The sequence below is a fragment of the Flavobacterium anseongense genome (assembly GCF_021608185.1).
Lineage (GTDB): Bacteria > Bacteroidota > Bacteroidia > Flavobacteriales > Flavobacteriaceae > Flavobacterium > Flavobacterium anseongense.
Map to the genome: position 1 here is coordinate 40546 of NZ_JAKIHN010000009.1, position 25721 is coordinate 66266.

The window sequence follows — 25721 nt, forward strand, 5'->3', positions numbered from 1 at the left end:
TTATTCTTCTTTATTCTGTGCTTTTCTGATTTTTTTGAAAAGATTCGACGAATACACAAAATCAGTTATCGCTTCATTGTCGGTTTTGAAAATGTCTTTTTTGGTTCCTTCCCAAGCCAGAATTCCTTTTTTAAGAAAGATAATTTTTTCGCCAATTTCCATCACCGAGTTCATATCGTGCGTATTGATAACGGTTGTGATATTGTACTCAACAGTAATCTCATGAATTAAGTTGTCGATGATTATAGATGTTTTTGGATCTAGTCCTGAGTTCGGTTCATCACAAAAAAGATACTTCGGATTGTTTACAATAGCACGGGCAATAGCCACACGTTTTTGCATTCCACCCGAAAGTTCAGATGGTTTTTTATGATGTGCTTCTTTCAAATCGACTCTGTCAATTACAAAATCAACACGCTCTTTGATTTCGGCAGTACTTTTATTGGTAAACATTTTTAATGGAAATCCAACATTTTCTTCCACAGTCATGCTGTCAAAAAGCGCACTTCCCTGGAATACCATCCCAATTTCGGTGCGCAATGCTCTTTTTTCGTCCGGAGTTAAATCGGAATAAATTCTGCCGTCAAATGAAATTGTTCCTTTGTCAGGTGTGTGAATTCCAAGTAAACTTTTTAGTAAAACCGTCTTTCCCGAACCACTCTGACCAATGATCAAATTGGTTTTTCCGGTTTCAAAAATGGTAGAAACCCCTTTTAAAACCTTGGCATTTCCAAATGATTTTTCTACGTTTTTTACTTCTATCATCAGGTCAAAAGTAATTGGGTTAATATATAGTTCACCAAAATAATTGTCACAGCTGTCCACACAAACGAAACCGTACTTGCTTTTCCAACTTCAAGCGCGCCACCTTTCATATAATAACCGTGAAAAGATGGAATAGTAGCCAGGATTAAAGCAAAAGCAAAGGTTTTAATAAATGCATACGCAATATGAAAAGGAATAAATTCCTGCTGAATTCCGGTAATAAAATCATTGCTCGAAGCGAAACCACCATAAACAGCCGCAATCCAACCGCCAAGTATTCCCAAAAACATACTAATTCCAATTACAAAAGGGTAGAGTAGCAGCGCTATTATTTTGGGGAAAACCAAATAATTTAAAGAGTTTACGCCCATAACTTCTAAAGCATCAATTTGCTCGGTAACACGCATCGTTCCTATGCTCGATGTGATAAATGAACCCATTTTTCCCGCCATGATAATCGAGATAAATGTAGGCGCAAATTCTAAGATTACCGATTGTCTTGTGGCAAAACCAATAAGGTATTTCGGAATCAACGGATTGGTTAAATTCAAGGCAGTCTGAATCGAAACTACGCCACCAACAAAGAAGGAGATAAAGCAAACAATTCCGAGTGAGTCAATAATTAAATCGTCAATTTCTTTGAAGATTAAAGTTCTCATGACCGACCACTTTGTTGGTTTGTTGAAAATCTCTTTCCACATAAGAAAGTATCTCCCTATTTGCGATAAATACCGGATTAGCATCATGAGTTAAAAATATTGTCAAAAATAGGGAGAAGTTATGAGTTATGAGTTATCAGTTGTGAGTTTTTTAGCTTTAAAAAAGCTTTTCTTTCATCTTTTTCCAGCGGTAATTCCGAATGAATTTGGCTTGTTCAGTTGTAACTAAAAGTGGTTTTTTAGCCGATTTTGCTTTCCAGAATCCATTAATGTAGTCAAAGAATAATAGCGGTTTTCTTTTTCGCATCGCTAGTTTTAAAGATGCAATTGAAGTGATGAAAAAGCCGTATCCCAAACTATAAAAAGCTTCGCCTTGTTTGTAACGAGCGGTTTTGTTATAGTTTGCCCCCGTTGGTTTCAGGTGTTTTACTTTCAGCGTTTTATCGGTGACAACTTTCCAATCATAAAATTTACACAATAATTCATCAACCGTGTCCCAACCCATGGCTGGTTTCAATCCTCCAATTTGTTTAAAACATTCTTTTCTGTAGGCTTTAAAAGCACCACGAATATGGTCTTTATCGGTAAGGTTTTCCAGAATCCAGTCACCGTTTTTTTCGATATAAGCAAAACCACCAACCATTCCGATTTTATCATCCGATTTGAAATGAGAAATTATGGTTTCAAAATAATTGCTTGGGAAAATTAAATCGGCATCCACTTTTACAATGAAATCATAATCATCATCCAAATTCTCCAATCCTTTTTGAAACGCCTGAATCACTTTGCTTCCGGGAAGATGAATTGCTTCTGAAGATTTGTTTACCAAAGAAATAAACGGATTTTTTTCGGCGAAAGCCATGACAATAGCAGCAGTTCTATCAGTCGAATTATCATTGACAACTACTACTTTTTTTGGTAAAACTGTTTGCTCTACTATTGATTGTAATGTTAGTGTAATATATTTTTCTTCGTTGTGTGAAGGAATGACAATATAGTAGTTCATTGTTAATTGCTTGATAGTGTAAAAATAAAAAAGGATTCCACAATTGGAATCCTTTTTTAACATTAATTATAAAATAACCAAACAAATTACTCAGCGTTAGCAACTTCTACCGTTTTCTTTTTACCGGTGAATGCTTCGATATTATCATAAATTACAGGAATCACTTCTTTACCGGTTTTATCGATAAATCCAAGTTTTTCTTTTCTGTTTTTTACTAAAGCCCAATTTTTTCTCACATCATCAAATTTGGACACTTCTGTGTATTTTACCGGAACAACAATGGCTCCGTCTTTATCAATAAATCCTTTTAAACCTTGGCTTTCTACCAATATCCATTCTTTTGAATACTCTCCGAATTTACCGATGCGGTCATAAATTGGTGGGACAATTTCCTTTCCTTGCTCGTTCATAAAGCCATATTTTCCTTCTTTAACAATCAGTGCCCATCCCGAATTATAAGCATTGTAATTTTCAATAGTCTGATACTTTGGTTCAACAACAATTTTACCGCTTTTATCGACAAAACCGTATAAATTTTCTAACTCCACTTTTGCCCAATTGGGATGCATTTTGTCAAAATCATCAATTGCATTGTATTTGGGTGGAATCACTTCGACACCAGCCTCATTAATGATACCGAATCTTTCATCGGATTTAACAATAAATAATTTTTGACCGAAAGAAAATGTAACAACAGTCAACATCGAAAATGTAAATAATTTCTTCATAAATAATAGATTTTAGGGTTATGTTTTATTACAGGTCAAACATACATATATTATCGACGAAATAACAAATAAAATCGATGAAATACACATAATTTACATAAAAGTAAGAATAAGTGCTATAAATAACTTACAATTGTCACTTTTTTTATTCAGTAAAAAATTCATCATTTTCGATTTGTATTACCAGTTTCAAAAAAAATGTATTTTACAAGAATAAGGACAATCTTCAGCATTGTAATTGACTGCTTAAAAAGTATTAATTTGAAAGTCAATAAGTTAGTTCTAAAAACAAAAAAAAATAACCCGATTTGGGTTATTCTTGAAGAAAATCTGAAAAAAGAGAGCTATTTTATTTTTTCAGCATAAACCATATAATATCTTGGAGTGAAATATCTCAATAACGGACGAAAACCAAATTTTTTCACAGGATGTGTAAACTTTTGACGGTCGATAATCTTCCAGCCGGTTTTTTCTAAAAGCCAATCCAACTGCCAATCTTCAAATTCGTGATAATGTCTGTCCCATTTATCAGTTTTGCTTCTGTAAGCCGGAGAAAACCATAATCGCAATGGAATCGAAATTAATAATTTGTCACATTTTACATTTTCCAAAACGGTGTAAGGATTTAACAAATGCTCAAAAATTTCAAAACCGGTAAAGACGTCATAGCTTTCCTTTTGTAAGGCAGTTTGGTCATTGTCTAAATCTTCTCCTTTGGTATTGATAACAGTATAACCATTTTCCTCCATGATTTTTGAAAACGGATTGGGAACACCAAGATCAAAAATAGTTTCAGTGGTTTTGATATGCTTTTGAAGAAAAGCTAACGTTAAAGTAAAGCGTTTGCTTGGGTATGTCTTCTCGTACATGAAGCGTTTTGTTGTTTTAGTTTGGCAAAATTAAACTTTTTCTACATTTTATAAACGATAGCATTCACATTCATTCCGGCACCAACCGATGCAAAAAGAATAACATCACCTTTTTTTATCGAATGGTTTTCAAGTCCGCCTTTTACCAATAAATCATATAAGGTTGGAACGGTTGCCACACTCGAATTGCCTAATTTGTGTATGCTCATCGGCATGATTCCTTCTGGCGGTGTTTGACCGTATAGTTTGTAAAATCGGTGAATAATAGCTTCATCCATTTTTTCGTTGGCCTGATGAATAAGCACTTTTTTTACATCATTTATTGAAGCGCCACTTTTGTCCAAACATTCTTTCATGGCTTTTGGAACCTGACTTAAAGCAAATTCATAAATCTTTCTCCCATGCATTTTGATATAACGAACATCAGGATCATGGGTTTTATTGAATGAATTTCCAAAGAATAAATAATAGGCTTCATCATAAGTGAATGTAGCCGTTTCGTGAGCCAATATTCCGCCTTCATCTTCAGTGCCTTCGACAATTGTAGCACCGGCACCATCAGAATAAATCATAGAATCTCTATCATGTAAATCAACAACGCGGGAAAGTGTTTCAGCTCCAATGACCAAACATTTTTTTGCCATCCCGGCTTTTATAAAAGCTTGTGCCTGAATAACGCCTTCAACCCAACCCGGACAACCAAAAAGCATGTCATAGCAAACGCATTTTGGATTTTTTATACGCAAATCAAATTTTACTCTGGTTGCCAAACTTGGTAATATATCGGTTTGAATAGCCCCTTTTTTTACGTTGCCAAAATTGTGTGCAAAGATGATATAATCTAATGATTCAGGGTCAACCTTTGCATCTTCTATAGCTTTTTTGGCAGCAATGAAGGCAATGTCGGAAGTTTGTAAATCGTCAGTAACATAGCGACGCTCCTGAATGCCTGTAATTTCCAGGAATTTTTCAGCAACAATATCGTTCGGATGCGGAAAAGGTGTTCCGTCATCATTCAAAAAAACATGTTCAGCAAAATCTTTATTGGATACTATTTCAGTGGGAATGTAACTTCCGGAACCGGTTATTTTTATATTCATTATCATAAATGTTTCATTGCGAAATTAGAAATAAAAGCCATTGAGTGTTACTAAAATATAAATAAACGATATTGAATTATGAATATTTTCAATATTGATTACATTAATTGTGAAAAATCACGTCTTTTTGTCTTTTTCCTGCGCAATTTTTATCTGCATTATGGTGCCAATACTCAGAGCCTGGGTTTTTATTTGTTCTGCTTTTTCACCTTTGAAGTTTTCATCTACTGTAGTAAAAAAATGGTTGAGCCATATTTTAAACAGTTCAGGCGAAAGGTATTCTTTGGCATTCACATCCAAATGTATTTGAGTCAAATTTTTGGTATACCCGCCAGTTCCGAGGATTGCTTGTGACCAAAAAATAACCAAAATCGGCAAATGTTCTTCGATTTTAATCTTAACAACATCTGTGAAAATGTAACTTATAGAATCATCCGACAATAATTTTTTGTAGAATTCATCAACAAGTAAGTATAAATCATCTTGGTTTTGGATGTCGTGCATTGGTTCTTTATTTGGAACAAAATTATAAATTACTACTTTCGGATTTACTGATTAAAATCAGCTTTTAAAATTAAAATCCCAAACTCACATTTGGAATTTGGGATTTTAGTATTGGAATTTTATAGTTTACATATACGCTTCAATCGGCGCACAAGAACAAACTAAGTTTCTGTCTCCATAAGCATCATCAACACGACGAACGCTTGGCCAGAATTTATTATCGTGGATATAATCCAACGGATAAGCTGCCTGCTCACGAGTGTATGGATATGTCCAAGTATCCGCTGTTAGCATCGCCAAAGTGTGTGGTGAGTTTTTCAAAACGTTATTAGCATCGTCAGCACTTGCCGCTTCAATTTCTTTCCTGATGGAAATCATGGCATCACAAAAACGATCTAATTCGGCTAAATCTTCCGATTCTGTCGGCTCAACCATCAAGGTTCCTGCAACCGGGAAAGAAACCGTTGGCGCATGAAAACCATAATCCATCAGACGTTTTGCGATATCAGTTACTTCGATTCCGTTTTGTTTGAATGAACGACAATCCAAAATCATTTCGTGAGCTGCTCTTCCGCATTCTCCTGTGTATAAAATTGGGTAATGCTCTTCTAATCTGGTTTTCATATAATTGGCATTCAAAATAGCATGTTGCGTTGAACTTTTTAGTCCTTCAGCACCAAGCATTGTAATATAACCATACGATATCAAACAAACCAAAGCCGAACCATAAGGCGCAGCAGAAATGGCTGTGATAGCTTTTTCTCCACCAACTGAAATCACAGGATTTGTTGGAAGAAAAGGAACCAGTTTTTCGTTTACACAAATTGGTCCAACTCCGGGGCCACCACCACCATGAGGAATAGCAAAAGTTTTGTGTAAGTTCAAGTGACATACGTCTGCACCAATCGTAGCCGGATTAGTCAAACCAACCTGAGCATTCATATTGGCACCATCCATATACACCAAACCGCCATTGTCATGAATGATTTTGGTGATTTCACATATAGCACTTTCAAAAACACCGTGAGTTGATGGATAAGTCACCATTAAACAAGACAAATCGGCAGCGTGCTCGATAGCTTTTGCTCTCAAATCTTCTACATCAATGTTACCGTTTTCCATGGTTTTGGTAACGATAATATGCATTCCCGCCATAGCAGCTGAAGCAGGATTGGTTCCGTGAGCCGAAGCCGGAATCAAACATACATTTCTGTGATTATCGCCACGAGATAAATGATACGCACGAATTGCCATAAGTCCGGCATATTCACCTTGCGCACCTGAGTTTGGCTGCAATGTAGTTCCGGCAAAACCGGTTACCACATTCAATTGCTGCTCTAATTTTTTAAGCATGGTGATGTATCCTTCTGCTTGCTCAATCGGAGCAAAAGGGTGAATGCTGTTCCAGTTTGCCATTGATAACGGTAACATTTCGGCAGCAGCATTCAATTTCATTGTGCAGGAGCCTAACGAAATCATCGAATGATTTAACGATAAATCTTTGCGCTCTAATTTTTTGATATAACGCATCAACTGAGATTCAGAATGATGGTTGTTGAAAACATCATGCATCAGGAAAGCTGATTTTCTTTCCAGGCCAGCAACAAAATTATCAGAAGTTGATAAGTTAGAAACGGTTACTTTATCTTTTCCGGTAGCTTCAGCAAATATTGCTATAATTTGATTAATGTCAGTAATTGAAGTAGTTTCGTTTAAGGATATCGAAATCGTATCGGTATCAACATAATAGAAATTCACTTCGTTTTTCTCAGCAACCGCTTTTACTTTTTGTGCATCTGCTTTTACAGAAATGGTATCGAAGAAAGCAGTATTCGTTTGGTAAACTCCTAATTTATTCAAAGCATCAGCCAATGTAACTGCTGATGAATGTACTTTGTTAGCAATATATCGCAATCCTTTTGGTCCGTGATAAACGGCATACATGCCGGCCATAACGGCTAGTAAAACCTGAGCCGTACAAATATTTGAAGTTGCTTTTTCACGTTTGATGTGTTGCTCGCGTGTTCCCAAAGCCATGCGCAAAGCACGATGTCCGTTAGCATCGATAGATACTCCGATGATTCTTCCCGGCATGGAGCGTTTATATTCTTCTTTAGTCGCAAAGTAAGCAGCATGAGGACCACCATAGCCCATCGGAATTCCGAAACGTTGTGTAGTTCCTACTACCACGGCAGCGCCCATTTCTCCCGGAGAAGTTAATTTTGCCAATGATAAAATGTCGGCAGCAACGGCTACTTTAATTTCGTTTTCCTGAGCTTTAGCGATAAAAGCACTATAGTCGTTTACCTGACCGTATTTTCCGGGATATTGTAAAATTGCTCCGAAGAAATCAGTTGAGAAATCAAAAGTCTCATGGTTTCCGACTACTAATTCCACACCAATTGGCGTAGAACGGGTTTGTAAAATCGATAAGGTTTGTGGTAATATTTCTTCGGAAACGAAGAATTTATTGGTGTTGTTTTTCTTTTGGTCACGGGTACGAACATCGAACAATAAAGCCATGGCTTCGGCAGCAGCAGTTCCTTCGTCTAGCAATGATGCATTGGCAATTTCCATTCCGGTTAACTCGATAACTGTAGTTTGAAAATTCAAAATGGCTTCCAATCTTCCTTGTGCAATTTCAGCTTGATATGGCGTATAAGCAGTGTACCAACCCGGATTTTCAAAAATATTTCTTTGAATTACAGCCGGAATTATCGTTGGATGATAACCCAAACCGATATAAGATTTGAACACCTTATTTTTTTTACCTAATTCATGAATGTGCTGTGAATATTCGTATTCAGTCATTGGTGCATCCAAATTTAAATCGCTTTTCAAACGAATATCATCCGGAATCGTCTCGTAAATTAATTGGTCAAAGTTTTCAACTCCTATGGTTTTGAACATGTGGTTTAGGTCAGTATCACGTGGACCTATGTGGCGTAGTGCAAATGCGTCTGTTCTCATTAAATGCTAAGTTCTATGTGTGTTTAGTTGTGTGTGTTTTTAACGCCAACAAAAGTAATTATTAATGTCCAAATTTTAGGTTAAAAGGATTGTAATTTTCGCGAATTTTTCAACTAAAAGTGTCGTTTATTAACATATTGATTAAATTTGTCTGATGACTCTTTTTAAGCGACTTCTCGACTTTTATATTAACAGCAGTATTCATGTCGCACTGTCGGTCTATGCTTTGGTGCGAATGACGGGTTATCTGTTTGCAATTGACAAAATAGGAGACCTCGCGTTGTTTGGTTTTTTTGGCACTATTGTAGGTTATAATTTTGTAAAGTATGATGCGTTGGCCCGAATAAAAAAGCTGCAAATGCGAACCGAGTTGAAGCTTATCGCCGCCTTAAGTTTTTTTTCGTTCTTAGCCACCGGCTATTTCTTTTTTCAACTGGAACGGATTACCCAAATCACAGCCGTTGCGTTCCTGATAGTGACTATGCTTTATACGTTGCCCTTTTTTCCAAATAAGGAAAATGCCCGAAATTGGGCTGGAGTCAAAATTTATATAGTTGCGTTATGCTGGGTTGGAGTAACGCTTTTTTTGCCAATAATTAATGCCGGAATCCCAATAAATGCTAATGTTTTTATACTTGCGGTGCAACGTTTTATTTTAATATTTGTGTTAGTTCTCATATTCGAAATCATCGATTTAAGATTTGATGACCCCAATTTAAAAACTGTACCACAACAAATAGGTGTAGAACATACCAAAGTTGTCGGGAGTATTTTACTCTTTGCATTTATACTTTTAGGATTTTTTCAAACCGATTTTAGCTTTTCGACTCTGCTAATAAGACTCGGAATTGCTTTTACTGTTTTCTTCTTCCTGCTTTTTGCCAATGAAAAAAAATCAAAATATTACAGCACCTTTTGGGCAGAGAGCATTCCTGTTTTTTGGTTGATTTTACTTTTGTTTTTTCAATGATAATTTGGGCGTTACCTCGTTCCAAAAAACGAGGTCGGGCTTTCCACTATATCTTTTGTTTCACAAATGGATGCCGTTGCAATCCCCAACGCAAAAAAAAACCGAAGCACAAACTCCGGTTCTTAAAATATACTACTTCGTATTTTGCATATCGTACCTCGTACTTTAAATCAATCCCGCTCTTTTCAGCAAAGCTTCGGGCTTAGGTTCTTGTCCACGGAAACGTTTGTACAATTCCATTGGCAATTCGGTTCCGCCTTTTGACAATACGTTTTCCTTGAATTTGGTAGCGACTTCTTTATTGAAAATTCCTTTTTCCTGAAAATACGCAAACGCATCAGCGTCTAAAACTTCGGCCCATTTGTAGCTGTAATAGCCCGAAGAATAACCACCTTGAAAAATATGCGAAAACGAAACGCTCATGCAATTTTCTTCCACATCAGGATATAAAGATGTTCCTTCAAAAGCAGTTTTTTCAAATGCTTTTACATTGGTAATTTGGTTAGGATTATTGCTGTGAAAAGCCATATCCAGAATGCCAAAACTCAATTGACGTAAGGTTGCCATTCCTTCTAAAAAGCTCGCGCTTTCCTTGATTTTATTGACATATTCCTGTGGAATGATTTCTCCGGTTTCATAATGTTTGGCGAAAATGGCCAAAGCTTCCGGCTCATAACACCAGTTTTCCATCACCTGACTTGGCAATTCTACAAAATCCCAATAAACAGATGTTCCCGATAAACTTGGATAAGTCGTATTAGCTAACATGCCGTGTAAAGCATGTCCAAATTCGTGGAATAAAGTCGTTACTTCGTTAAAGGTTAGGAGTGAAGGTTTGCTTTCAGTTGGTGGCGTAAAGTTGCACACAATAGAAACATGTGGTCTTTCGTTAACACCGTCTTTAATATATTGTGGTTTGAAAGAAGTCATCCACGCACCATTTCGTTTTCCTTTTCTTGGAAAAAAGTCAGCGTAGAAAATGGCAACCAATTCATTTTGGAAATCCAAAACTTCAAAAGTCTGCACATCTTCATGGTATTTATCAATATCAAAAACTTCTTTGAATGTGATTCCGAATAACTTTTCAGCTACAGTAAACGCACCGTTCAAAACATTTTCTAATTTGAAATAAGGTTTTAATTGTTCATCATCAAAATCGAAAAGTTTCTGTTTAAGTTTTTCCGAATAATAAGCGCCGTCCCATTTTTCAAGTTGGTCAATTCCGTCTAATTCTTTTGCGAAAGCGGTTAGTTGTGCAAATTCCTTTTCGGCTGCCGGTTTGGCTTTGGCTAATAAATCATTCAAAAACGATTTTACTTTTTCCGGAGTTTGGGCCATTCGTTCCTCTAAAACAAAATCAGAATGAGTTTTGTAGCCTAATAGATTAGCACGTTCAAATCGCAATTTGGCAATCTTCAACGTAATTTCCTGATTGTCGAATTCGTTGTTTTGAAATGCTTTTTTGCCGTTGGCAATCGCCAGTTCTTTTCGAAGTTCACGATTGTTGGCATACGTCACAAACGGAATATAACTTGGATAATCTAAAGTGAAAATCCAGCCTTCGAGATTTTTTGCTTTTGCCAGACTTGCCGCGGCTTCAATTGTTCCTTCCGGCAAACCTTTTAAATCGTTTTGATTGGTAATATGCAATTGATAATTGTTGGTTTCCGCCAGCACATTTTCACCGTAAGTCAGTTTTAGTTTGGCTAAATCAGTGTCAATTTCGCGTAAACGTGTTTTTTTATCTTCTGATAAAAGTGCTCCATTTCGGGAAAAACTTTTGAATTTTTTGTCTAACAATGTCGCTTGTTCCGGACTTAAATTTAAAGAATTTCTTTGTTCGTAAACGGCTTTTACACGCTTGAATAAATCTTCATTTAATGCAATATCGTTGCTGAAAGCGGTTAGTAAAGGTGAAACATCCTGAGCGATTTTTTGCATTTCGTCACAGGTTTCAGCCGAATTCATATTAAAGAAAATAGAAGATAATCTATCTAAAGCTTCACCTGAAAAATCTAATGCTTCTATCGTGTTTTCGAAAGTTGGTGCTTCGGGATTGTTGGTTATGGCATCAACTTCTGCACGTGCTTTTGCGATGTTTTCTTCGAATGCCGGTTGGTAATCTTCTAATTTGATTTGGCTAAAAGGTGCTGTGTTGTGCTTTGTGTTGAATTTTTGGGTTAGGATTGTCATAGTATTTAAATTGTCCCCTTGAGGGGACTTTAGGGGTGTATTTATGTTTGGTAATTCTTTAATTTTTGCTCCAAAGTTAATAAAACACTGAACATATTTTGTTTAATATCAATGTCAGTAAATCTCAAAAAAGTGACGCCTTCTTTTTCTAATTCGCCTTGCCGCCTTGCGTCGTATTCATATTTGAACTGATGACTTTCTCCGTCAATTTCGATTGCCAACATCAATTCATGACAATAAAAATCAACTATGTAATTTAATAATGGGACTTGTCGGTGAAATTGGAATCCATAACCTTTACTTTTAATGTTTTTCCAAAGTAGTACTTCAGATAATGTACTGTTGTTACGAAGTTGCCTTGCGTATTCTTTTAGATGTGGACTATATGGAATGATTTTGTTTCTCATACAAGTAAGTTTTACACCCCTAAAGTCCCCTCAAGGGGACAATTATCTTTACAACTTATTTCTTCATTTCATCCGATGATTTGTTCACCGCGTCTTTTAGAGATTCCTTGTAAACAATGATTTTATCGAGTACCATTTTGTCGTGGCTTCCTATTATTTGAGCTGCCAGAATCCCTGCATTTTTGGCTCCGTTAAGCGCGACAGTTGCTACAGGAACTCCGCCAGGCATTTGCAAAATTGACAAAACCGAATCCCAACCATCGATAGAATTGCTCGATTTTACGGGAACGCCAATCACAGGCAATGGCGACATTGAGGCTACCATTCCTGGTAAATGCGCTGCACCACCGGCACCGGCAATGATGACCGAAATACCGCGAGTGTGTGCTTTTTTGCTAAACTCAAATAATTTTTCCGGAGTTCGGTGTGCTGAAACAATATCGACTTCAGTCTCGATGTCAAAACTTTTCAAAATGTCGATGGCTTCCTGCATTACGGGTAAATCTGATTTTGAACCCATGATTATGGCTACTTTACTCATTTTATTTATGGTTTGTAGTTTTATTCCGCTGCGCTACATACAATTCCGCTACGCTTCGGGTGTTGTTTATGGTTTAATGTTGCCCTTCGACTGCGCTCAGGGTGACAAATTGTTGTAAAATTATAACTGTGACTGTCAACTGCGACTGAACACTAATTACTGAACACTGATTACTCTAATACTATTCTTTACTTCTTCCGCAATTTTTCTGGCTTTATCCATATTTTCATTCACAATCGTTACATGTCCCATTTTTCGGAAAGGTCTTGTTTCTTTTTTACCGTAAATATGTGGCGTAACACCAGCAATTGCCATAATCTTTTCGATGTTTTCATAGATAACGTTTCCGCTATATCCTTCAGCACCGACCAAATTTACCATAATTCCCGCAACTTTGCTAGCGGTATTTCCCAAGGGTAAATTCAGAATCGCCCGCAGATGATTTTCAAATTGCGAGGTATAACTGGCTTCGATGCTGTAATGCCCGGAATTGTGTGGTCTTGGTGCGACTTCGTTAACCAAAATTCCCTCGTCATGAGTTTGAAACATTTCCACTGCTAACAAACCAACATGATTATAGGCCTTTGAAACTTTCAAGGCAATTTCGTTGGCTTTTTTAGCGATGTTAAAATCAATGCGTGCAGGGCAAATTACGTATTCTACTTGATTGGCTTCGGGATGAAATTCCATTTCTACGACAGGATAGGTTTTTACTTCACCCGATTCGCTTCTGGTAACAATTACGGCTAACTCGTTTTTGAATTTCACCATTTGTTCAGCGATACATTCTACATTCGGCAGATTATCAATATCTAAAATTGACCGCACTACTTTTACACCGTTTCCGTCGTAACCAAATTGGGCACATTTCCATATAAAGGGCATTTCTATTAAGTCATTTTCAATCTCAGAACGCAGTTTGTTTAAGTTGTTAAATCGTTTAAAAGCAGCCGTTGGAATTTGATTTTCGACATAAAAATCTTTCTGAACGCCTTTATTCTGAATCAATCGCAGGGTCTTTGGTGATGGGAAAACTTTTAACCCTTCACTTTCTAATTTGTCTAAAGCGTCAAGATTTATGTTTTCGATTTCGATGGTTAATAAATCCACTTTTTTTCCAAAATCATACACTGTTTCATAATCCATTAAATCGCCAATGAAGAATTTTGTCGCGCCAAATTGAGAAGGCGCATCCATACTTGGATCTAAAACATAGGTTTGAATATCGAATTTTCGGGTTTCGGCCAATAGCATTTTGCCTAACTGTCCGCCACCGAGAATTCCCAGTTTAAATTCAGAAGAGAAATAGTTCATGTTGTAGTTGTTGTTGGTGCAAAGATACTAATTAGAAATTCCAAATATCAAATATCAAATTCCAAAAAAAACAAATTTTTAATTTCAAATTCAGGTGTTTATTTTTTTTAAAACTTCTCTAGCTGCAGCTTTATATCCAGCCGATTGAGAAGCAAAATCTTTATTGATAATATTCTGCAATTCTTCTTTTATCCAATCCTGATTTTTAGCATAATGTCCTAAGGTATACATAGCATAGGCTTTCGGAGCGACTTTGGCATCACCAATTAACCAATCCAAACAAATCTCGATTAGTTTTTCTTGCTGGGTTTCGGTCAAAGAAATTGCTTTGGAAGTACTCAGAAAAAAAGCGGTTCTCGACATTCCTCTGATGGCTGATTCGTGTTTGTATTTCGGAATGGTTTCGCAAATGACATCGACAAAAGGAGTAAGCATTTTGGTATGTGTTTCAACAAGCATTTCGATAATCCAAACGGCTTTGTAATGATTTTTATTGGTTAAATCGGTGGCAATTGCTACTAAATCTTTTAGGTATTCCGGATTTTCTAAAACAAAATCACGATTGCCATTTCTGCAATTGGTGCTTGCGTTGCTTTTTGCAATTCGGTTAAAGAAAGTCATATCCATTTTGTAAATATAAAAAATCCATTTTTTATTTAACATTTTCACTTCTAAGGTCTAGCTTCTAACTTCCAAGTTCTTATCTTTGCACCTTATTTTAAATTTCAAAAAATGATACACTTACACGATAAAACATTCGAGCCATTCATTTCATCTGATGAAATTGATTTTGCAATCAAAAATATGGCTAAGCAAATGGATGATGATTTTTTTGACGAAGTGCCAGTATTTATTGGTGTTTTGAACGGATCATTTATGGTTTTGTCTGATTTGATGAAACAGTATCGAGGCATGTGTGAAGTAAGTTTTGTGAAAATGGCTTCATATGAAGGAACTGAAACAACCAATGAGGTAAAACAGTTGATTGGTCTAAATCAGGATTTGGAAGGAAGAACTGTTGTAGTTGTGGAAGATATTGTAGATACAGGAAATACAATTGAGGAATTGAAAGCTATCTTCAAACAAAAAAAAGTAAAGCATCTGAAAATTGCAACCTTGTTTTTCAAACCGGAAGCCTATAAAAAAGACATTAAAATTGATTACGTTGGAATCAGAATTCCAAATAAATTCATTGTTGGTTTTGGTTTAGATTACGATGGATTAGGAAGAAATTTAGCTGACGTTTATCAATTGGCACAATAACTCATAATTTATAACTCATAATTTTTAAAATGATTAACATCGTTCTTTTCGGAAAACCAGGTGCAGGAAAAGGCACACAAGCTGAATTTTTAAAGGAAAAATACAATCTGACACATCTTTCAACAGGAGATATTTTCAGATACAATATAAAAAACGATACTGAATTGGGTCAACTTGCCAAGACTTATATGGACAAAGGCGATTTGGTTCCGGATGAAGTTACCATCCAAATGTTGCAAAGCGAAGTAGATAAAAATCCGGATTCTGCGGGGTTTTTATTTGATGGTTTCCCAAGAACATTAGCACAGGCAGCAGCTTTGGATGCTTTTTTGGAATCAAAAAATCAAAGTATTACAGCAACTGTAGCTTTGGAAGCTGATGACAATATTTTAGTAGCTCGTTTATTGGAAAGAGGAAAAACTTCGGGAAGACCGGACGATCAGGACGAAGAAAAAATCAGAAACCGTTATGACGAATACAATCAAAAAACGGCTCCTTTGATGCATTATTATAAAGATCAGAATAAGTTTTATTCGGTTGACGGAATCGGTTCTATTGAAGAAGTAACACAGCGTTTGACTAACGTTTTCGACAAATTTTAAAAACAATTTTTTGTTATTGGTTATTACACAACTCATAACTTATAACTCATAACTTAAAAATGGAAATACTCATCATACTTTTTTTAATCCTGCTCAACGGCGTTTTCTCCATGTCGGAAATCGCGTTGATTTCAGCGCGTAAAAACCGTTTGGAAACAGCAGCAAAAAAAGGAAATACCAATGCCAAAGTCGCTTTGGATTTGGCTAATTCACCAAACAAATTTCTATCAACGGTTCAAATCGGAATTACGTTAATCGGAATTCTGACCGGTATTTATTCTGGGGATAAGATTACACACGATGTGCAGGCTTTCGTAGCTGGTTTTGAAGCTTTGAAACCTTATTCTGAAAGTGTTGGCGTTGGAATAGTAGTGGTTATTTTAACCTTCTTTTCTTTGGTTTTGGGCGAATTATTGCCAAAAAGAATTGGTCTGAATTATCCTGAAGCTATTGCTAAAGGCGTTGCCGTTCCGATGAAAATGGTTTCAATTGCAACAGCACCGTTTATTTGGTTGCTGACCGTTTCTACTGATGGAATTCTGAACATTCTGAATATCAAACCAACGGCTGACGGGAAAGTAACCGAAGAAGAAATTAAAGCCATTATCAAAGAAGGAACCGAAGGCGGCGAAGTTCAGGAAATAGAGCAGGATATAGTGGAACGCGTTTTTCATATTGGCGACAGAAAAATTAATTCGTTAATGACACACCGACAATCGATAGTTTATCTTTCGTTTGATGATACGATAGAAGAGTTGAAAGCCAAGGTTCTAGATGAATTGCATTCGGTGTATCCAGTTTGCAAAGAGAATATGGACGATGTTGAAGGTGTGGTTTTGCTAAAAGATTTGTTTGCGAGTTTTGAAAAAGGAAAATTCAATTTAAAATCAATAACCAAATCACCGGTTTATTTGATTGAGCATACTTCAGCATACAAAGCATTAGAGAATTTCAAAAAATCGAAAGTGCATTATGCTTTTGTTACCGATGAATACGGGGTGTTTCAGGGGATAATTACACTGAATGACATCCTTGAAGCTTTGGTTGGTGATGCATCCGATTTCGATGAAGATGAATACCAATTGATAGCCCGTGAAGACGGAACCTGGCTGGTTGACGGATTGTATTCGTTACACGACTTCCTGACTTATTTTGATATGGATGAGTTGACCAACGACTACGAAGTCACAACGGTTAGCGGATTAATCATGACCGAAATGGGTAAAATTCCAACTACCGGAGAAAAGTTAATTTGGAACAAATTAGAACTTGAAATCATCGATATGGATGGTGTGAAGATTGATAAAGTGTTGGTAAAAGCGTTAAAAGAATAAATAAGTTGACAATCACAGTCGCAGTTTACAGTAGTTGTAAATAGCGTAACTGAGACTGAATACTGAGACTGAATACTGAAATTATGACAGAGGGAAATTTTGTAGATTATGTAAAAATATATGTTTCTTCCGGAAAAGGAGGAAAGGGTTCTTCGCATCTACACAGGGAAAAGTTTATTGAAAAAGGTGGACCGGATGGTGGTGATGGTGGTCGTGGTGGACATGTTATTTTAAAAGGGAATAAAGGTCTGTGGACATTGTTTCACCTCAAATTTGCCCGTCATATTAAAGCCGGTCATGGTGGCGATGGTGGAAGTTCAAGAAGCACCGGTCACGATGGTGAAGATATTACGATTGAAGTGCCGTTGGGAACCGTAGTTCGTGATAAAGAAACTGAAGAAATTTTGTTCGAAATTACCGAGAATGGTGAAGAAAGAATTTTGGCCAAAGGCGGAAAAGGCGGTTTAGGAAACTGGCATTTCAGAAGTTCAACCAATCAAACACCTCGTTATTCACAACCCGGAATGCCACCTGAAGAATTGGATGTCATTTTAGAATTGAAGGTTCTGGCAGATGTTGGTTTAGTAGGCTTTCCAAATGCAGGAAAATCAACTTTACTTTCGGTGTTGACATCGGCTAAGCCAAAAATTGCTGATTATCCGTTTACTACATTGAAACCTAATTTGGGAATTGTTGCCTATCGCGAATTCAAATCATTCATCATGGCTGATATTCCCGGAATTATTGAAGGTGCTGCCGAAGGAAAAGGATTGGGACATTATTTCCTACGACATATTGAAAGAAATTCTACGCTATTATTTTTGGTTCCTGCCGATGCGGATGATATCAAAAAAGAATATGAAATTCTGTTAGACGAATTACGTCGTTACAATCCGGAAATGTTGGATAAGGATAAACTGTTAGTGGTTTCTAAATGCGATATGCTTGATGATGAATTAAAAGCAGAATTAAGTACTCAACTTAAAAAAGAAATCAAAGGAATTCCGTTTATGTTTATTTCATCGGTTGCACAGCAAGGATTAACAGAGCTCAAAGACAAACTCTGGGAAATGCTAAACGTTGATGCCGAAGAACCTGAAAACAGTCATGGTTTATAAATAAAAAATCCCGCCTTTCGAGACGGGATTTTTTTAATTATTTATTAATGGATTAATTTTTTGGTAACTACCATATCATTGTCTAAAGTGATTTTGGCAATATAGATTCCGTTAGGATAATTGAATGCATCAGAAAATTGCTTTTTAAACTCTGTCAACGAATAGCTGTTTATCAGTTTCCCTGCTATATCATAAAGAGTTATTTCTTTTATAAACTCACTCGATTCTACTCTAATTAAATGGTTAGAAATTGTAGCAAAAGTGTTTATTTCAGTAGGGTTGTTTGTGCCTAATGCGTTGCTCACAAATACTAATTCGAATCGATTGTCAAATGTACCTGCATCGGTTGTAAAACTATAAGAAGATGCTTTTATATTATGGTCGATAGCCAGTAATTTGTCTCTTAAATAAATATTTTGATCGCCACTAAAAATACCATCTAATTCATCTATGTTTATCGAATAATTACCAGCGTTTGTAATTCTGTAACCCAACGGAATAATATCATTTTCATCAAATGGTAATGCTTTTCCTTGTATCACTAATTTTCTGTTGTCAAGCAAAGAATAAATATTTATTTCATTGCTTGTAAAGGTGTCACCATCATACAATCTGTCATGGCCATTAGTAGCACCGTCAACATAACCTACTAGCATTTGTCTGAAAGTAGTATCACTATAAAGGTTCAGCCATATTCTGTTTTTTTCTTCACTTTGAGTTGTATTTGAATTTTTGAAAAACTGTGAATTAAAATCAGGTTCACGCATTATATTATCAAAATGAATTTGTCCATCAGCAAAAGCCTGAGCAAAGAATCCTTGACCAGCAGCTATTTTACCATTTGGTTTTAGACTTAAATCTGATGGTGCACTTAAGGGAGTGTTACCAGTTCCAACACCTCCTACTAAATTCCAGCTTCCATAATCTGTCACTGAATAAGGTCCGGATCCGTTATATAGCGTAACAGATGTCCAGAAGAATAACGTTCCTCCCAATTCTGCATTACTATTGCCAGCAACATTATATTCTAAAAACTTTTTGCCATCAACAGCACTTGGATAAGGATTAGCTAATAAAACGGTGTTTCCGGCTACTAATGAACTCGAGTTATAACTATCTACATTTACATTAACAATTCCGTTTTTTGGAGTTCCCGTATATACAAAATCAATAGTTCCTGTTCCGGTACTAAAAGGTGCAATATTTCTAACCCGGGCAATATAACCTTCGCCCGAAGTAAGAGATGTGAGTCCAACCCAAGCTCCATTCATTGTGCCCGATGTCCATCGGTATTTTAAATCGAATTGTGATGGAATTTGGCTAAAAGCATTTTCAGCAACAGGTGAACCTGCATAAACGTAAGCCCATCTTGTCATAGGTCTTGTGGTTCGCGTCATCTTAATAGAACCATTATTTAAAGCAGTATTGTTGCTTTGTATTAAACTTGCACTGTTTTTTATATCAAATAGTCCTCCGCTGGTTACCGTTACTTCATCTGTGATTGTGATGTTGTTGTCCGAATTGACAGTTAGTATTCCGCCTGATTTTACCTTAATATTTTTTCCAAATGCGTCATAACTTGTTCCTGATATAATTGGGTCGAGAGCCGTTGGCGGAACTACATCCGGTATTATAATACAGCTGGATGAAGTTGGTACACCATTAGGCTTCCAGTTTGATGCGATTTCCCAACCCGAGTTTGTGGTTCCCTGCCAAATTTTAGAATTATTTGTAACTGATATAACTTGGCTGGTTGTACAACCGTTTGCTAAAGTTGCATTAGCAGTAAAGCTGTAATTTCCAAGCTCTAACTGAGCCAATGAAGGTTTGACATAAACATTGACAGCCGGTGTTCCTGAAATATAGGCGGTTGTACAAGCTGCGTCAGTATAAGCGTTTACGGTTGTTGAGCTCGTCCAGCTTAATGCCGTACTAATTGGTCTGTAACCATATAATTTTATATCATCCACCGCAACACCATCACACCATTCACCATAATATCTTACTCTAATTTTTAAGTTAGTTTGACCAACATAAGCGGACAAATCAAAAGACAATGCTTCAAATCGGGTTCCGATTCCAACGTCTTCTGTATATCTTCTTATTTCTGTCCATGATCCGCCACCATTGGTAGAAACATCGATAGTGACAAAATCATCGGTTAAATATGCCCCATCTACAAAGTAACGGGAATAATACATTCTCATACTTAAGGTAAGAGAAGTAAAGCTGGCTGAACTAACTGTAGCAGAAGCTAGTTGAGTGTGAGCTGTTGCGTTAATTTCATCTGAAGTTGTATATGCAAAGCTATTACCACTTATTCCTGTTGAAATTGCCGGAAACCATACTTCACCTGTTGGGACAAAAGTACTACTTTGATTTTGCCATTGTGTTAAGGAGTCAAAACCACTTGAAGTAATATTAGTGTTGGTAAAGGTTCCCAAACCGCTATTGAATTTTTCGTCAATAAGAAAAACCTCTTCTACATCTCCGGTTGCTGTTAGATTTAAAACCACATCTTCACCACAAACTGTTGGACTGACCGGAGAATAAGTTAGAGTTGGAATCGGACTAATAACAGCAGTTACTGCTGTTCTAACCAATGACTCGCAACCGTTGTAAGCAGTTACATAATAAGTAGTAGTGGTCGAAATTGAAGGTGTTGTCCAACTTCCTGTCGGGCTTGTACCAATCAAGGTTGAGCCTGTTGGTGTACTATACCAACGGTATTCTGTTACTCCAACCGATGTACTGCTAGCAGTTAGGTTGACAGTTCCGGAACCACATGTTTTTCCGTCTGTTACCGATGTAATTAGTGAATCACAATTCGCAACAACTGTAAAAATGTAATCCTCAGTTTCGCCACCATTATTGATATTTCCACAAGATTCTATAGTGGTTGTATCTGGGTATTGGTTTAATCTAATTCTAATTCTATAATTACCAACCGGAGTAGTTGAAGGAATTATAAATCCAAAGGTTGTTGATCCTGTAGCTATAGTACTGGAATTATACACTTCCTCATTTGTTGGAACTGTATCATCAAAAACACCATCTTTATTCCAATCCACCCATGCTACTATGTAGGAGCTATATAGTGCTTGTACAAAAACATTTACTCCTTCTCCTTGTGCCTGAGAAGACAAGTTTGTTAAGGACGTAAAATCCTGGTAACCTCTTGGGCTTGAAGAATAAGTAGAATAATTTGAGACGTCATTTAGCGTTCCAACAAAACTTACTTCTGTGAAATAACAATCGTCTTGTAGATTCACACCAACCGAAGGGACGCAATAGTTTGATGTTATAGTTGCTACACTTCCTGAAAGTGGCGTGGTAACATTATAAGTTGGTCCGCCGGTACAAGCTGAATTGTAAGCAAAGACAAAAATATAATAAGTTGTCGTCGTCGTTAAGCCGGTAGCGGTAAACGTTACGTTTGAGTCATTGTCAACTACTATATTTCCTGCTCCAACAGTTCCACCAATGGTATATGTTGTTGTGTTTACTGGTGAAGGGATAGCTCCGGTTGTATTAATCACTACCAAATAGTTGTTAGGTGCCGGACTTGGAGCTGTAAAACTACCAGCAATTGTGGTTCCGGCCGAATTTAATATCAATGCAGTAGGTTGTGAAATTGGAGCCACACAAGCAATAGGATTAATTATAGTTAATGTATAATCTTCTGTTTCGCCTAAGGTTCCGGACATTGTGCAGCTTGATGCAGATGTTATATTGGTTTGCTTACCGTATCGAACCCTCATTCTTACTGTTCCTAATGGTGTTCCGGCTGGAATCGGAATCGCAATGGTATTGATAGAGTTTGCAATAACTCCATTTCCAAAGGTGAAATATTCTCCGGCATCAGCAAAAGACTGATTTTGGTTAAAGTCAATCCATACTGCTAATCCGTGTTTTTTAGTTCCATAACCAGTTCCAACACTTAAATTGTATGTATTTCCTCTTGTTAGTGTAGTGGTTTGTGTTCCGGTGGCAGGGAAGTTTGTGTACCCACCAGAATTACATGTAGTGTTATTATTCAGTGTATTGAAAGTCACATTAGCGATATAATCACCCGAAGTACAGTTTAAATTTCCAGTCGGTAAGCAATAACTTGTTGCCAATGTGGTAACGCTTCCGTTTAACGGGGAAGTAGTCAAATACAAAGGACCACCACTACAAGCTGAATTATACGAGAAAACATAAATGTAATATAAGGTTGTAAGCGTTAATCCCGAAGCGGTAAAAGTGTTATCACTATCTATATCAACTACCGTATTTCCTGTTCCAAAAGTTTGACCGATAGTATAAGTTGTTCCATTGATTGGGGTTGGTACAACTCCTGTCGTATTGATAACCACCAAATAGTTATTTGGTGCTGGTGATGCAGCTGTAAAAACGCCGGCTATTGCTGTTCCGCCGGGTGTCAAAACAAGAGAAGTTGGTTGAGCTGTAGGGGTTGTACAAGCTACAAGTGCTTGTACATTTATTTTATAATCTTGTACATCAGTTAGACTGTTTACATTACACGGTGCAGCTGCTCCTTCTGAATTAAATGCAAGTTCAACTCTAAGTCGGGTTAGATTTACAACTGCTGTGCCCGGAACCGTAAAAGTATTTGTTAGGGTCACACTTTGAGCAGATGCTACCGTAGATGTTGTTGATAAAACGGTTTCTGTTGCCACATCAAAAACACCATTTAGATTCCAATCAATCCAAGCAGAAATATTTTTTTGTGTTGTAGTGGCATTCCATATGGTAACACTTATGGTGTATGAGGTTGATTGCAAAACATTAGTTGATACAGATGAATAATAATCTCTATAACCACCCCAAGCAGTGTTAGCCTGATTTATGGTGTTTAAGGTTACATTCGATATGTATGAACTTGCCGGAGCAGTTCCTCCGGCAGTACAATAAGTTGGTCCGAGTGTAGTTGTGCTTCCACTTAAAGGTGAACTTGTTAAATACAAAGGCCCACCGGTACAAGCTGAATTATAAGAGAAGACATAAATATAATATAAGGTTAATGAACTCAAACCAGATGCAGTAAAACTTGTATTACTATCATTATCAACCACAGTATATCCGGTTCCAACTGTTGATCCTATTGTATAGGAAGTGGTATTGTTGGGTGTTGGAGGTAGGTTTGAAGTACTGATTACAACCAAGTAATTATTTGGTGCTGGTGATGCTGCTGTAAAAGCTCCTGCAATACTTGAACTTGCCGGTGTCAATGCCATCGCTGTTGGTTGTGCTGTTGGTGTTGTACAAGCTGCCGGCGCAACAAATGTTACGGAGTAATCCTCAGTTTCTCCATAAGTGCCCGCCATAGTACAACTCATAGTTGATGCAACTGTTAAATTGTATGCATATCGAACCCTCATCTGAGTTGTTCCGAGAGTTGCTCCTGCAGGAATGGCTATTGATACAGAAGTTGTTGTACTCGGTGCTATCGCGTTACTTACCAGAAAAAATTCTCCGGCATCTGTAAATACTCCATTTTGATTAAAATCTATCCATACTCCGGCACCGTGTGTTCCGGTTCCGGCGCCAACACTTAAATTAAAAGTATAGGTTTGACCAGTGACTAATGATGTTGTTTGCGAGCCTGAAGCTGCATAAACCGTATATCCTCCGGCTCCACATGTAGTGGTGTTATTTAAGGTGTTTAAAGTAACATTGCTTATAAAATCATTTAGCGTACAATTCAAATTTCCTGTTGGAGTACAATAGCATGGCATAGCAGAGGTGGTAAAAGTCCAAGTTACCGGAGTTCCAGTTGTTATACAACCACTACTTCTAGGAACTATTTTCCAATAATAAGTTGTCGAAGCTAATAAAGTTCCTGTATTATAGGATGTTGTGGCTACGTTTGCAGTTACAGTTCCCGGAAGGCTTCCTGCTCCAAAGTAAACATCATATGATACAGCTCCGGCTGCAGCTGTCCACGAAATGCTGCTTACTGCTCCTGTTCCTGCATAACAAATTCCTGTTGCTGCAGTTGCCGGTGATGGAACTGTAGCCAATGTACTTATACTTGAACTTATAACAACAGCTAAACTGCCTTGCCCTGAACTCCAACATCCTGAAACCGTATTATAGGCTCTGATGTAGTAGGTGCCCGAAGTAGTCGCAATATAAGTGGCTCCACTGTTTGTTGTGCTGGTTCCTAATGAAGTAGTTTGCCAATACCAAACTTCATCAGCCGGTACTGTGCCTACTCGGGTTAAGGTAACACCAGGAGGATTACATTGTGGAGAATCACTTGTTGGATTGCTAGGATTGGCAGGTAAAGAATATACTGTAAAAGTACCTGCGCTCGTAGCTGTTCCTCCCAAAGAAGTAACACTTACAGTTCCTGTTGTGCCTGCCCCAATAACTGCAATAATTTGATTTGATGTAAATGAAGAAATTGAAGTTACTGCAGTCCCACCAATAGTGACATTAGCCGCAGTAATATTATAAAAGTTAGAGCCGTTTATTGTAATAGTAGAGCCAATACAACCACTAGAAGACGCAAAACCAGATATAGTTGGGCCACAAGTTATTATTACTTGTCCATTAGCGCCAGCACCTCCGGAGGTATTTGTTCCTCCGTTTTTTTCACCACCACCACCGCCGCCGCCGGGAATTGTTCCAGACGAACCATTTGCATTTGTTTGTCCGGCTCCAAATGTTGTAGTAGTGTTACCTCCATTACCTCCATTACCTCCAGGCGCTGCACCTCCTGTACTTCCTGCGCCTCCGGTTGTATTAGTTGTACCTCCGCTTGCAGTACCTCCGGCACCACCGGCACCAGCATTTGCAAGTCCGTTACCACCTCCGTTTGCTGTAAAACTATTTCCTGATGGTACATGAGAAAGTGTTGTTGGATTACCACTTAAACCGTTAGCTCCGGCTGCTCCGGCTAAAGCACCAACACCTACATTGTAGTTAATTACATCACCTGCAGTTACGTTAAAAGTTTTGGTTGTATATCCACCACCACCGCCACCCGATCCACCAGCATTGTTTGTTGAAGAACCGCCACCCGATCCACCACTTCCCCATACTTGAACATTTACAGATGTTACTCCGGCTGGAATGGTATATGAACCTATGCCAGTTGATGGATTAGTATGAACTTGAGCATTTATAATATTTGAAGAAAACATCCAAATCAGAAATAAACTAATTCCTAATTTGGTATGTATAAATTCAATTTTTTCTTTTGTGTTTGAGTAATTGTTTTTCATAGACCCAACTTAATTTTCATTCAACAATGCGATAAAAATAAATCTAGACTATTATTACAATTTGAACAAAATTAATAGTTGAAGCGATAAAAAAGTCGATTAACTACACAACAAAGCCTATCTGTTGGTTAACAAATAATTTT

General features: G+C 37.2%; 19 protein-coding genes. 5 read left to right on the forward strand and 14 right to left on the reverse strand.

The features are described from left to right. The 8 genes from L1S35_RS11660 to gcvP all read right to left on the reverse strand — a co-directional run bounded on the left by L1S35_RS11660 (position 1) and on the right by gcvP (position 8601). Positions 1-765 carry an ABC transporter ATP-binding protein gene (locus L1S35_RS11660; RefSeq protein WP_236400875.1) on the reverse strand — a complete coding sequence of 255 codons (765 nt, stop codon included), beginning with the start codon at positions 763-765 and terminating at the stop codon, positions 1-3. After that, entirely contained in the window at positions 765-1511 is a 747-nt protein-coding gene (locus L1S35_RS11665) for an MlaE family ABC transporter permease (RefSeq protein ID WP_236400877.1), read from the reverse strand. The genes L1S35_RS11660 and L1S35_RS11665 overlap by 1 nt, the downstream gene beginning before the upstream one ends. A 70-nt stretch (positions 1512-1581) precedes the next feature. After that, positions 1582-2430, reverse strand: coding sequence for a glycosyltransferase family 2 protein (locus L1S35_RS11670; RefSeq protein ID WP_236400879.1), 849 nt, complete (start codon positions 2428-2430; stop codon positions 1582-1584). An 86-nt stretch (positions 2431-2516) separates the two neighbouring features. Continuing rightward, positions 2517-3158, reverse strand: coding sequence for a WG repeat-containing protein (locus tag L1S35_RS11675; protein WP_236400881.1), 642 nt, complete (start codon positions 3156-3158; stop codon positions 2517-2519). A gap of 344 nt (positions 3159-3502) precedes the next feature. Continuing rightward, complete coding sequence (locus tag L1S35_RS11680; RefSeq protein WP_236400883.1) at positions 3503-4027, reverse strand: class I SAM-dependent methyltransferase; 525 nt, start codon at positions 4025-4027, stop codon at positions 3503-3505. 41 nt (positions 4028-4068) lie between these two features. Further along, the gene (locus tag L1S35_RS11685; RefSeq protein ID WP_236400885.1) at positions 4069-5127 is read right to left on the reverse strand and encodes a 3-oxoacyl-ACP synthase III family protein; all 1059 of its coding nucleotides are present in this window, start codon (positions 5125-5127) and stop codon (positions 4069-4071) included. A gap of 117 nt (positions 5128-5244) precedes the next feature. After that, complete coding sequence (locus L1S35_RS11690; protein ID WP_236400889.1) at positions 5245-5631, reverse strand: group III truncated hemoglobin; 387 nt, start codon at positions 5629-5631, stop codon at positions 5245-5247. A 126-nt stretch (positions 5632-5757) separates the two neighbouring features. Next, positions 5758-8601: an aminomethyl-transferring glycine dehydrogenase gene (gene gcvP / locus L1S35_RS11695; RefSeq protein WP_236400891.1), complete on the reverse strand. Its 2844-nt coding sequence runs from the start codon at positions 8599-8601 to the stop codon at positions 5758-5760. Between the two features lie 154 nt (positions 8602-8755). Between gcvP and L1S35_RS11700 the strand changes: the two genes are divergently transcribed. Further along, entirely contained in the window at positions 8756-9571 is an 816-nt protein-coding gene (locus L1S35_RS11700) for a UbiA prenyltransferase family protein (protein ID WP_236400893.1), read from the forward strand. 165 nt (positions 9572-9736) lie between these two features. On the opposite strand, the gene L1S35_RS11705 is transcribed toward L1S35_RS11700, so the two are convergent. From L1S35_RS11705 to L1S35_RS11725, 5 genes are all read right to left on the reverse strand, one after another. Further along, positions 9737-11764: a M3 family metallopeptidase gene (locus L1S35_RS11705; RefSeq protein ID WP_236400894.1), complete on the reverse strand. Its 2028-nt coding sequence runs from the start codon at positions 11762-11764 to the stop codon at positions 9737-9739. Between the two features lie 41 nt (positions 11765-11805). Continuing rightward, positions 11806-12171 carry an endonuclease domain-containing protein gene (locus L1S35_RS11710; protein ID WP_236400896.1) on the reverse strand — a complete coding sequence of 122 codons (366 nt, stop codon included), beginning with the start codon at positions 12169-12171 and terminating at the stop codon, positions 11806-11808. 55 nt (positions 12172-12226) lie between these two features. Then, the gene (gene purE / locus L1S35_RS11715) at positions 12227-12712 is read right to left on the reverse strand and encodes a 5-(carboxyamino)imidazole ribonucleotide mutase (protein WP_236400898.1); all 486 of its coding nucleotides are present in this window, start codon (positions 12710-12712) and stop codon (positions 12227-12229) included. A gap of 156 nt (positions 12713-12868) precedes the next feature. After that, complete coding sequence (locus tag L1S35_RS11720; RefSeq protein WP_236400900.1) at positions 12869-14026, reverse strand: 5-(carboxyamino)imidazole ribonucleotide synthase; 1158 nt, start codon at positions 14024-14026, stop codon at positions 12869-12871. 90 nt (positions 14027-14116) lie between these two features. Further along, positions 14117-14653 carry a HEAT-like fold family protein gene (locus L1S35_RS11725; protein WP_236400902.1) on the reverse strand — a complete coding sequence of 179 codons (537 nt, stop codon included), beginning with the start codon at positions 14651-14653 and terminating at the stop codon, positions 14117-14119. Between the two features lie 105 nt (positions 14654-14758). On the opposite strand from L1S35_RS11725, the gene hpt reads away from it, so the two are divergent. The 4 genes from hpt to obgE all read left to right on the forward strand — a co-directional run bounded on the left by hpt (position 14759) and on the right by obgE (position 18343). Continuing rightward, complete coding sequence (gene hpt, locus L1S35_RS11730; protein ID WP_236400904.1) at positions 14759-15289, forward strand: hypoxanthine phosphoribosyltransferase; 531 nt, start codon at positions 14759-14761, stop codon at positions 15287-15289. Between the two features lie 29 nt (positions 15290-15318). Next, on the forward strand, positions 15319-15891 hold the full coding sequence (locus L1S35_RS11735; protein ID WP_236400906.1) for an adenylate kinase: 573 nt from the start codon (positions 15319-15321) through the stop codon (positions 15889-15891). A 59-nt stretch (positions 15892-15950) separates the two neighbouring features. Then, positions 15951-17225 (forward strand): hemolysin family protein, encoded by a 1275-nt coding sequence (locus tag L1S35_RS11740; protein WP_255700852.1) that lies wholly within the window; start codon positions 15951-15953, stop codon positions 17223-17225. Positions 17226-17308: 83 nt separating this feature from the next. Next, positions 17309-18343: a GTPase ObgE gene (gene obgE / locus L1S35_RS11745; RefSeq protein WP_236400908.1), complete on the forward strand. Its 1035-nt coding sequence runs from the start codon at positions 17309-17311 to the stop codon at positions 18341-18343. Between the two features lie 44 nt (positions 18344-18387). Here obgE and L1S35_RS11750 read toward each other — a convergent pair whose 3' ends face one another. Further along, positions 18388-25578: a RemA C-terminal-like gliding motility protein gene (locus L1S35_RS11750; RefSeq protein WP_236400910.1), complete on the reverse strand. Its 7191-nt coding sequence runs from the start codon at positions 25576-25578 to the stop codon at positions 18388-18390. Between the last annotated feature and the right edge of the window lie 143 nt (positions 25579-25721).